This is a genomic window from Flavobacteriales bacterium (assembly GCA_025210805.1).
Classification (GTDB): domain Bacteria; phylum Bacteroidota; class Bacteroidia; order Flavobacteriales; family CAJXXR01; genus JAOAQX01.
This window is the reverse complement of the sequence record JAOAQX010000028.1, coordinates 1-11,571: the sequence shown is the minus strand read 5'-3', so window position 1 is coordinate 11,571 and position 11,571 is coordinate 1. Positions and strand designations below refer to the sequence as shown.

Genomic DNA, 11,571 nt, shown 5'->3' with positions numbered 1-11,571 from the left:
AAAAATCGAAAATGAAACAAACGGAAAACTCTACCAATATTTTTAAATTAAAGGCCTTATCTCTTCTGGAAGTCCTTATTACTTTAGTAATTATAGGAATTTTGGCTTTAATTGCTCTTCCATCTTTAATGCCTATGATAACCAAAGCAAAATCTGTTGAAGCACAAACTCAATTAGCGCATCTTCATAAGCTTCAGCAAGTGTATCGCTATACACATTCTAAATATTCCACAGAATTAAAAAGCATTGGTTTTGAGCAAGCCAAATTAACCACTCAAGGAGGAAATGCAAACTATCTTATTAGTATCGAAAAAGCCAATACCACACAGTATGTTGCCAAAGCCACCGCTCAAGTAGACTTTGATGGAGATGGACAATTTAACGTTTGGGTAATTAATCATGATAACGAGCTCAAAGAACTAGTAGAAGATTAAAATGAAATATGTGGGAAAAAATTGTTTTAATTATCATACTATTATCGATGGTCTGGACAGACTTTAAAGAACGTTATATTCATCTATTCAGTATTCTAAGCTTATTTATCTTAGGACTGTGGTCTGTTCAAACATACGATTGGACTTTTTGGCTGTATGAAACGGGTTATAATCTCATTTTCGTGATGACTCAATTAATTGGCTTGTACTTATATCTACAGGTTCGTTATAAAGAAGGAAATCAACTATTTAAAAAATGGCTTGGTATCGGCGATGTTTTTTTCTTTCTGTGTTTATGCTTCTTATTTACCTTTCAGGTTTTTATCGCTATTTACCTTTCGGGATTAATCTTTTCTATTTTAATGGTTTTGATTTTTAAAAAGTATTTTAAAACAATCCCTCTTGCAGGACTTTTCTCTTTGTTTTTAATTATTTATCTTCTCACTCCTTTTCAACAATCTTTGATATGACTCAAACCATTGACCCAAACGATTTATTAAAGGAAGTGCTTCCTACTGCTTTAATTCAGAAGCTAAAAATATTACCCTTTAAACAGACAGGGGATACCATTAGCTGTTATAGTGTTCAAGAAAAAAATGATGAACATAGAAAAGCTGAAAAAATTCTAAAAAAAACTTTTGATTTAAGAGTTGTAGACTCTTCAGATTTCACTCCCGCTTTTTTGCATTTTTTTGATAGAAAGGGCTCTGATAGCCAAATGCAAAATAAAAAAATTGATTTTTCTAATTACGCCGAATATATTCCCCAACTTCTGAGTGAAGCTCAACAAATAGGAAGTAGTGATATCCATATTGAAATTTATAAAGAGCATTATCGTATTCGAATGAGAATGAATGGTCGTTTATACACTCGTTATAAACTAACCGAAGACGAATATTTTCCATTAGTAAATAAAATTAAAATTGAATCTCAACTCGATATCGCTGAAAGACGATTACCACAAGATGGTCGAATTCATTTTGTAAACCAGCAATTTGATTTTGATATTCGAGTTTCAACACTACCTACACTCTATGGAGAAAAAATTGTTTTAAGGCTACTGGTAAAAAATGATGCTGTTGTACAACTTGATAAAGTTGGAATGGATTCAGAACAACTTTTGGTTTTTAGAGAAAATATTAGTCACCATAATGGAATTCTTCTCATTAGTGGACCTACTGGATCAGGAAAGACAACAACCCTTTATGCTACTTTAAAGCAACTTAATGAGGAATCGAGTAATATTCTTACTATTGAAGATCCTATAGAATATACCCTTGATGGGGTGAATCAAGTTCAACTTAAAAAAGAGATCGGACTGGATTTCTCAACCGCTCTTCGCACCTTCCTAAGGCAAGATCCTGACATTATTATGGTTGGGGAAATTCGAGATGTTCAAACAGCTAATATGGCTATCCGTGCAGCTTTAACGGGGCATTTAGTTCTTTCCACGATTCACACGAACTCAGCACAAGGAACTATTGGAAGATTGGTGGATATGGGAGTTCCTGATTATCTTTTAGCCAGTACGCTTCGCTTAAGTTTAGCACAGCGATTAGTGGCTCTTTTATGCACTTCCTGTAAAGAGCAGATTGATTTTGATGCGTCTTTATATCCAAGAGGTTTTAAGCCCCCATCTTCTGTGGAACATCAGTTTATAGCTAAAGGTTGTTCAAAATGTAATTATACAGGTATTGAAAGAAGAAAAGCTATTTTTGAGCTCTTAGAAATCAATGAAGAAGTGGCTTATAGCATCAAGCATAATCAAAAAATTGCTGTTACTTATCAAACTTTATCTGACAAAGCCTTTGAATTATTCGCTCAAGGTCTTGCTTCTTTTGAAGAAATTTTCCCACATTTGCTAAGACATTAGATGACTATAATTCAATGATCCTTAGGAATAAATAAAAAACAATACAGAATATCCCCTATTTAAATGACGATTCATACTAAAATATTAGCCCTTTTCTCAGTGCTTTTTTTATTGTTTAACCAACAAAGTATTGGTCAAATAAAAGCATCCGAGAATCTACCGCCTACTTCAAATGTAAAAACAGGTTCCATTATTAAGGAATCTCAACCCTCGAGTCGAATAGATGAACTTCAGGTGCTCCTAGACTCTTTAGCCAAAGATCAGCCAGGGCTTTTGGATACGGTTCAGTTGAACTTTCGAAATCTCTCTATTGATCTATTTGTCAATGAGCTTGCCGATCTATCTAAAGTCAATATCGATATCGAGCAAGGAATGGATCAAAAAATCGTTAATAATTTCAGTAATGTTACTGTTCAAGAAATTCTACTCTACCTCTGTAAAAAATATCAATTAACCCTTGAACGATCAGGTCGAATCTTGTTTCTTAAAAAGTATCAAAATCCCGTTGTCATTCGAGAAAAAGAATGGGGTATCACATACCTGAATCAGCAAATCGATTTAGATCTAAGGAATGATACTTTACTCTCTGTGAGCCGTCAAATCACAAAACTTACAGGAAATAACATTCTTGTCGATCCGTCAATCCATCTAAAATTAGTGAATTTATTTGTCAAAGACCTCTCCACAGAAGAGGCTTTAAAGAAATTGGCTTTTGCAAATCATTTAGAATTCGACAAACAAAAGGATGGAACCTTTGTTTTTAGTCCTAAAGAAGTGCAAAAGGGAAATAAGTCCACTAAAAGAAGATCTTCTAAACGAATTAAAAATAGTGGAGTGATTGTGGATGTTAATCCTAATAACCCTAAAGAATTTTCTTTAGATATTACTGAAGCTCCTCTAAACGATGCTGTTTATTCTATTTTAGAAAAAGCAGATTTACCTTTTTTAGTTCATACTCCCCTAGAAGGGAAGATAAATCTTAAAGCCAAAAAACGATCTGCAGAAGAGCTCCTTGCTTTATTGTTTGTCAACCAAAAATATTACTATGACAAAAAAAATGAGGTATATATTATTGGAGAAAGAAAACAGGAAGGGATTGTTAAGAATGAATTGATCCCTATTAATTATAGGAAGGCTGAAGGTTTTAGTAAATTCATTCCAAAAAATCTTAAAGCAAATTTGGAAGTCACAGAAGATACTGAACTTAACAGCTTACAAGTCAGTGGATCCAAAGTTGATGTTGCCGCATTGAAAAAATATCTTAAAGAAATTGATCTTCCTGTACCAGTGGTTAATATTGACATTATAGTGATTGATTATTCTAATAACTATGATTTAGAAACAGGGATCAAAGCAGGAATAGGAGAAAAACCGACGAACTCAAATGGAAGCATCTACCCTGGAATTGATTATAATTTTGGTTCGAAATCTATCAATAAAATTCTAGGATCCATAACAGGATATAGCACTTTAAATTTAGGAGGGGTAACTCCGAATTTTTATCTCTCTTTAAAAGCTTTGGAATCCAATGGAATTGTAGATATAAAATCTACTCCTAGGCTCTCCACTCTCAATGGAAAAGAGGCTTCTTTTAAAGTAGGAAGACAAGAGTATTACCGAACACAGCAAACCAATACAATTGGAACACAAAATCCACAAGTGCAAACTACAGAAAATTGGCAAAGTGTATCGGCTAATTTAAATATTAAAATTAAACCACATATTACCATTAACAGAGAGGTAATCCTCGATATCACTTTTGATCAAACAAGCTTTACAGCACGTATAGCTCCAACGGCTCCTCCTGGTACAACAAACCGTTCACTAAACTCAAGTATTCGAGTTCGTGACAACGATATGATTCTTCTTGGGGGGCTTGAAGAAATTTCTAAAAATGAATCATCTAGTGGACTTCCTTTACTCTCTAGAATTCCTATACTTAAATGGATTTTTGGTTCTAGAAATAAGAGTAAAAGAAAGTCTAAACTTTTGGTCTTTATTAAACCAACAATCATTCTTTAATGGCTTGGCAAGAAAAAATATATAGACATCAGCGATTATTTCCCTCAAAAGGATGGGTGTTGGAATATATTCCTTCAGATAAAGGACTCAAGCTCATTTTACACAGTTTTGAATTCCATGCTTTAAAAAAAGTTTTTAAACTAAAGAAAACTGGTGAATATTCTAGTTTTGATTCTCTTAAAAATCAATTATCAGCCCCTTCCTACCTTGGAATTTTAGTTCATGGAAAAGAAGTTGGAACACTTTCTTGTGATCTCCAGCATGAAATCTCAAAGGATTTTAGTCTTGCTTCATTAGAAAAATGGATCGAAGATGACTTTTTTTATGGAAACCAAAATCAATTCTGTTTTGAGGCAACCCGAACGGCTTCTGATATATCTATTGCATTTATTTCTAAGGAAATTCTAAATCCTCTTTTGGATTTTCTAGATGAATTCGCTCTTAATGCGAGCTTTTTACATATTGGAAATGGTGGGCTCTATAATTATCTACAAGGAATGCAATATCCTCCGGGTACTTTTTATTTTGCTAATCAGACAATAGAATGGAAAGATGATCAGATACTCATTCAAGAAAAATCATCAAAAGAAGATCATGAATTTCTTTCCTTACCTCCTACTATTGAAAACGATGCTGCTTGGGCTTATTGTTCATTGCTTGGTCAATGGTATCATTACTCCAATATTATTCGATTATTTCCACAAGACATTACTCAAAAGTTTTCTGATGATCAATTGGTCTCTTCAGTTATAAAAAAAATAGGGGTTAGCTCTTTAATAGTTCTACTGATTGGCTTACTAATAAATACACTATTCTTCGATTATTATTTTAAACAATATCAAGCTTTAGAAGGAAAAAAAACACAGTTGAGCTTTAAACAAAAGCAATTAGAATCTTTAGAGAAAAAATTTCAAGAGAATAAAACCTTAATCGCCCAGCTAAAAAACAGAGGATTACATAGTCAATACACAGATCAAATCAGTGCTTTGATTCCTAAGAAAATTACCTTAAAAAGTTTTACGGTTTTCCCCTTAAAGGACGATGGTCTTGAGTACCAAATCACACCGCAAAAAATTGAAATTAGCGGACAACATCATTCTCATTTTTATTACCAACAATGGATTGGAGCAATCAAGAAAATTTCTTGGGTTGAAAAAATTGAAACGGAAAATTACCGTTTAGTAGAAGCCCACCAAAAGACTCGTTTTCATTTAATTATTTTTACTAGAAACTAATCTATGGGACATCATCGAAAAATATCGTTTTTATTTCTTGGATTAGGGATTCTTTTTTTCTTAGCTTACCTCTTTGGCTTTAAGAAAACCTTGTTTTATAAAAGTGAAATCAATCAATTACAAAATCAACTTAAACAACAGCCCTATACTGAACGCCGAATTGTTTTTATTGAAAAAACACTCAGTAATATTTCCGAAAATGAATCAAGTAAATCCATTGAGTCTTTTAATCGCAATTTATTGGAAGGATTAACCATTATTTCGAGAGAGGAAGGTACTGAAATTAGTTTTTTTGAACCTTTTTTAACCAAAGAATTTCAAAACTACACTTCCTTTAGTTATCACATTAAACTTATTGGTGATTATAAAAACCTAGTAAAATCTCTTAGAAGAATTGAAAAAAGATCTGATCTAGGAGAGGTTTTGTCTACTGAATTTATCGTCCAAACTAAACAGAATATGGAAAAAACCAAATTCCTAGAGCTCAATATTTATATTCATCAACTAAAATCCAAATCATGAAACGATTTTTTTATTTTTCTAAGGCTTATTTCTTTTTAGCAATTGCTTCTATTTTTTCATTGCTTTCTTGTAGTGAAATCTTTGAGGGAGATTTAAGTGATGACCACTTTAAGCTTATCGCTCCTTCCCAAAACTTAGTGACTAGTGAAAATACGGTGAATTTTGCTTGGGATGAATTAGAGGAAGCTTCTTCTTATCATTTAAGACTTGTGAGTCCTAATTTTAATCAAACAAAAAAGTTAGTTTACGATACCAATCTCGTAGGTTCTTCTTTTACAGTTTCCTTACTACCAGGGGAGTATCAGTGGCGTATTTACGCCCAAAATGAACTTACCAAGACCGATGCAATCACTGGAATTATTAGAATTGACTCGACGATTGATTTAAGAGCAATTACTCCTATTCTCCTTAGTCCAAGCAAAGATACGTACACTAAATTAAATTCAATAGATTTCTCTTGGGAAGCTTTATACAATGCTTCTGCCTATTATTTTTCTATAAAGCAGGAAAACGGAAGTACCCAAAATTATGATAGCCTTTTACAGACTTCTTTGGTGATTGATACGCTACCTGAAGGGGCTTATTCTTGGTCTTTAAAAGCTTTTAATGCCAATAGTGAAACTTTTTCTATTGAACCTACAAGGAACCTTTGGGTGGATCGTACTGTTCCCACAACCCCTTCTAATATGATTCCATTAGATACAACCATCAATGTTTTAAATATTGGCGGTGATTCCTTACTTAATCTCTCTTGGGATGGTGAAATTGCGACAAGTTCTCAAGCGCCCATTCGAGATTATTTAACTTTTTCTCAAAATAGTTCCTTCAGTGGATCACAAACTATTACTATAGATATTAATGAGGCTAATGATCGTAATTATCAATTTAAAATCCCTCAGGCTGGCACCTATTATTGGAAAGTGCAATCGGAAGATCGAGCGGGAAATAAAAGTGTTGAATCCGGTTCGCATAAAGCTCATATTCAATTTCAATAGTGTATGAAACAAAGTAATAAAACCTATTTTTTTTTAGGATTAACGGTCTTAGTATGGGCATTGGTCATCTGGAGGTTTATGGATTTAAGTGAAAACTCTTCACCAGAGTTCTCAAAAGATTTACCGGCCTATCCTACTGATATGGAAACTCAAAAAAGGAGCAACTATCGCTATCAATTAAACTATCGAAATCCTTTTGATTTAAGTACAGAAAATCTTTCAGAAGAATCACACGTATCTTTACAAAAGCAAAATAAAAATACCTCAGAGAAAAAAAAGATTACTCCTCAAAAGAAGGCTATCGTTTTTCCAGATATTAAATTTATTGGCACCATTAAAACTCAATCAAAAACAAAGTACCTCATCGAGGTTAAAAATGAAACTTATACGCTATTAAATCGTGATAGTATCGGCTCCCTATGGGTCTATAATCTCTGTAAAGACTCGTTTTTGGTTCGCCAAAAAGATTCTGTAAAGGTGATTTTTCCTTAAATATTTTTTTGAGTATGAAATGTTTTTCAAATAAACTTCCAGCTTATTCCATGATTTATGCTCTGTATATCTTGGCAATATTGAGTATTTTGGGGATGCTTTTTATTTGGATGGATTATCATTATCAAATTAGAACTTCTCGTTTGGTACTGCGGCAATCATTAAGAGAAGCCACTAAATCTGTTTTACTCAAACAAAATTTAGACCTTCAAACAGGCGAATCTGTAAGCTTTAAAGAGTTTCCAAATATGAAATTTGATATTTCTTCAGATTATTGGGGGCTTTATGAAAAACTGACGGTTATAGGCTATTCAGCGGATTTAAAAGAACAATACACAGCTTTAGTGGGGTATGAAATTAATCAAGGTCGAATGCCAGCTTTGTATTTTTTAAATGGAGAACCTTTAAAAGTCTCTGGAAAGACTTCTATCGCTCCTAATGCTTATCTTACAAAAGCAGGGGTGCAAAAAGCGTATATTAACTCTAATAATATTGGAGGGAGTGATCTGGTTGATGGTCATGTGTTTGATATTCCTTTTCGTAAAAATACCTTTTTTCAAAATTTAGCCTTCAAAAAAAAACTCCGTCAACGTGTTCAAAAATTGAGTACGACTTCTTCAGAAAGAGTACATCTCGACTCAAATTATTATCAAAGTTTTGATCAGTCTGCCTTAATCTTAGAAATGTATGAAGATTCTATTTTTAGAGGGGGACTACAAGGAAATATCGTTCTACGATCTAAACAAACGATTGTACTTCAAGAGTCAAATAAAATTCATCAAGCGATCATTCAAGCCCCCAAAATCGTTATTCGCTCAGGTTTTCAAGGAGATATTCATCTTATTGCGGAGCAAATTGTTCTTCAGCAAGAGGTTCAATTAACCTACCCTTCATCGATTTATGTCAATTCTTCTAATCAAGTTCTAGTCCCTTTTTCTAGCTTAGGGCAGGGAACTATGGAGGGGATTGCTTACTTTAAGAATTCAAATAATACTTCCAAACTTGAAAATGAAGTGATGTTTCATGAAAACTTCCTCTATCAAGGACAAATATTCAATGAAAATCTCCAAATGAATCTATCTGGAACTGTATGGGGAAGTGTAATGACTAATAAACTTTTTTACAAAAATGCGACATCAATTCATTCTAATCTTCTTTATAATGTTGAAATTAATAGGTTAAAGATTAGAAAAGAGATTTTTGGAGCGTCATTACCGAATTTTAAATCCACTAAAAAAATCGTAAAATGGATCGATCATCAAAGTTTTTAAAAAAGTTGAAACACCTCTTCACTTTTTCAGGATTTAGCCTTCTTGAATCCATGGTGAGTTTAGCTCTATTAAGCATTGCAATTGTTATTTTGTTAATGACTACATCTGTGAATCAAAATAATTCTTATAAAAAATTTCAAAAGAAAGTCATCAAAAGAAATGAAATATATGTAAATTCACAGCAAACACTTAGTTTTTAATACAATAATAATCTTATGACACCATCAAAGCTCCATTTTATTATTTGGTCTGTAAGTCTTCTCATCTCTTTTAATCTGAAGGCTCAATATGACACAAATTACATGTTAAATCCAAATCTAGAAGATTATTTTTTTCAAGACTGCAATAATCCTCCCCCTTCTTGGAGTTTAGATAGTATAGATTGGGTTTTTAATCACACAGGACTTGTTCGATATGGAAACTGTAACAATTATGGAGACTCCAATGGGTGGATTACACCATACTCTGGAAGCGGGGCTTTAGGTATGGAAGGCTCTAATAGATATCCAACTACATGGATTAGCACATTAAGAACAGGGGGAATTTGGATAGCAATTGACAGGAAATTAACTATTGGAATCCCAACAAAATTTAGTTTTGCCATGATGATTGATTCCGTTGCAAAGCAAAACGGTACATACACCTCTGACACTTCTTATCGTCATTGTTTTGATGTCGCTCTAGACTTTTTTGACGTAACGATTTTTGCCACAGGAATTGATGGTGAATATTTGATTTGTGACACTCCTGATGTACTACTTGACGGAGATAGTGTCCCATTTGGAGGATACCAAGTTTTTGAGTTCACCTATATACCTCAAGACTCTCTGTTTAGAGCTTTCTTTACAATTCAAGCGAATGATGAGTCTTTCACAAACTCCTGTGACAGTGCCTTTCTATACTATAATGTTGATAGCTTTTGGCTCTCACAACATTGTGAACATCCAAATTCAGATTTTAATCTTCCAGCTGATACTATTTTTTGTCTCCATGATAGTGTTTTCTTTGAAAATACAACACCGAACTATCCAACAGATTTTATCTGGAAAATCAATGGAACACCAGTATCGACAAACAAACACTTAACCCATGCATTTGATACTCCAGGTATTTATGATGTATTTATGTCGTCAACCAACCCTTGTGAATCAGATACAATTATTAAAACGATTGTTGTTGAGAACTTTCAAAGTCCTTTAGGCTTTATAAACGGTCAATATCTATGTCCAGACGATACCTTATCATTCACTCCTTATAATACCTCTGGTGGTAACCTATCATACCAGTGGTCAAATGGTGATACTTCTAATACTACCTCATACTCTGAATTCGGAACAGAGTACCTAATTATTTCCAATCACTGCGGAAAAGATAGTATTCCTTTTGAACTTATGGTGCCTCTGTATATTCAAGAATATGAATTAGGAAATGATACGATACTGTGCCACGGTGATCAATTATTTCTCTCTACTGGGCATCAAGGTACTTTTCCTCACCTATGGAACGATGGTCATACAGGGGTTTCAAGATATGTGGATTCACCAGGAGTGTATATTGTTGAAGTGATTCAATATTATTGTATTACTTATGATACAATTAATGTAGGATTCTACCCAAAACCCTTTTATCAATTAGATGCTTCATCGTCTGACACCATTATCTGTGAAGGCGAACAAATTAGTTTTAAAATGCCTTTTCAGGATAGTGTGGTATATCAATGGAATGATGGGACGATTGGATATTCAAATTCTTTCAACCAAGAAGGGCTTATTATTCTAAATACTACTAGAAACAATTGCACATTTTCTGATAGTATTTATTTGCAAGTCAATCCTCTTGCTACTGTAGAATTAGGAGAAGACACCAATCTTTGTCAAGGTGATACTTTATTTTTAAATGTGAGTTTGAAACATGCCTCTTATCTATGGAATGATGGATCTACAGATAGTGTTCTTGTGGTTACAGAATCGGGAAAGTATTTTGTTCAGGTATCAACAGAACCTTGTGGAATTGCTTATGACACTATTGACGTTACCTTTCATCCTGTTCCTTTTTTTGAATTTGAAGAATCAATTATTGAAATTTGTCCACAGGAAACGTTGGAAATTGGAATCCCCACTTCAGACTTATATCAATTCCAATGGAATACAGGTGAAAATCAAAGTGAAATTTCTATTTCAAAATCTGGAACATATATTTTAACTGTCTCTAATGATTTTTGCTCCTATTCAGATTCAATTGTTATAAGCCAATCTAATAGCCTTATATTCCCATTTCCAAAAGATAGTATTAAAGTATGCAATGGAGAGGTCTTTATCCTAAATCTTGTAAATTACAATTTCAGCTTTACAGATTCTTTTCAATGGGATGATGGAAGTAAAGACAGCTTCTTACTCATTGAGGAGCCACAGTGGAAATCTATAGAAATTTGGAATAGCTGTGAGAGAATCAAAGATAGTGTGTATTTCAATTTTCGATCTTGCGATCTTTCTGCACAAATTCCAAATGTATTTACTCCAAATGACGACTTAAAAAATGATTTGTTTTTCATTGATTTTGAAAATCCAGATATTCAAATCATAAAATCTTCTTTTTACAACCGATGGGGTAGTTTAATCTATGAAACAAATGACCAAAAAGCTCTTTGGGATGGTCGCGATTTTTCGGGATCATTGATGAATGATGGTTCCTATTATTTTATTATTGAATATATAAACCAAATTGAAG

10 protein-coding genes are annotated in these 11,571 nt (G+C 33.2%); all 10 read left to right on the top strand.

The window, feature by feature from the left end:
- Nucleotides 1–11: 11 nt before the first annotated feature.
- The gene (locus N4A45_10825) at nucleotides 12–434 is read left to right on the top strand and encodes a prepilin-type N-terminal cleavage/methylation domain-containing protein (GenBank protein MCT4665715.1); all 423 of its coding nucleotides are present in this window, start codon (nucleotides 12–14) and stop codon (nucleotides 432–434) included.
- Between the two features lie 8 nt (nucleotides 435–442).
- A complete protein-coding gene (locus N4A45_10820) occupies nucleotides 443–904 on the top strand; it encodes a hypothetical protein (GenBank protein MCT4665714.1) in 462 nt (153 codons plus the stop codon).
- Complete coding sequence (locus tag N4A45_10815) at nucleotides 901–2,307, top strand: GspE/PulE family protein (protein MCT4665713.1); 1,407 nt, start codon at nucleotides 901–903, stop codon at nucleotides 2,305–2,307. Before N4A45_10820 ends, N4A45_10815 begins: the two co-directional genes overlap by 4 nt.
- A gap of 63 nt (nucleotides 2,308–2,370) precedes the next feature.
- The gene (locus tag N4A45_10810; GenBank protein MCT4665712.1) at nucleotides 2,371–4,329 is read left to right on the top strand and encodes a type II and III secretion system protein; all 1,959 of its coding nucleotides are present in this window, start codon (nucleotides 2,371–2,373) and stop codon (nucleotides 4,327–4,329) included.
- Nucleotides 4,329–5,564, top strand: coding sequence for a hypothetical protein (locus tag N4A45_10805; GenBank protein MCT4665711.1), 1,236 nt, complete (start codon nucleotides 4,329–4,331; stop codon nucleotides 5,562–5,564). Before N4A45_10810 ends, N4A45_10805 begins: the two co-directional genes overlap by 1 nt.
- A 3-nt stretch (nucleotides 5,565–5,567) precedes the next feature.
- Nucleotides 5,568–6,086, top strand: coding sequence for a hypothetical protein (locus tag N4A45_10800; protein MCT4665710.1), 519 nt, complete (start codon nucleotides 5,568–5,570; stop codon nucleotides 6,084–6,086).
- The gene (locus N4A45_10795; protein MCT4665709.1) at nucleotides 6,083–7,081 is read left to right on the top strand and encodes a hypothetical protein; all 999 of its coding nucleotides are present in this window, start codon (nucleotides 6,083–6,085) and stop codon (nucleotides 7,079–7,081) included. The genes N4A45_10800 and N4A45_10795 overlap by 4 nt, the downstream gene beginning before the upstream one ends.
- A 3-nt stretch (nucleotides 7,082–7,084) precedes the next feature.
- On the top strand, nucleotides 7,085–7,573 hold the full coding sequence (locus tag N4A45_10790) for a hypothetical protein (protein ID MCT4665708.1): 489 nt from the start codon (nucleotides 7,085–7,087) through the stop codon (nucleotides 7,571–7,573).
- Nucleotides 7,574–7,587: 14 nt separating this feature from the next.
- Complete coding sequence (locus N4A45_10785; GenBank protein MCT4665707.1) at nucleotides 7,588–8,844, top strand: hypothetical protein; 1,257 nt, start codon at nucleotides 7,588–7,590, stop codon at nucleotides 8,842–8,844.
- 215 nt (nucleotides 8,845–9,059) lie between these two features.
- Nucleotides 9,060–11,571 (top strand): gliding motility-associated C-terminal domain-containing protein (locus tag N4A45_10780; protein MCT4665706.1); only part of this gene is annotated, 2,512 nt, incomplete at its 3' end.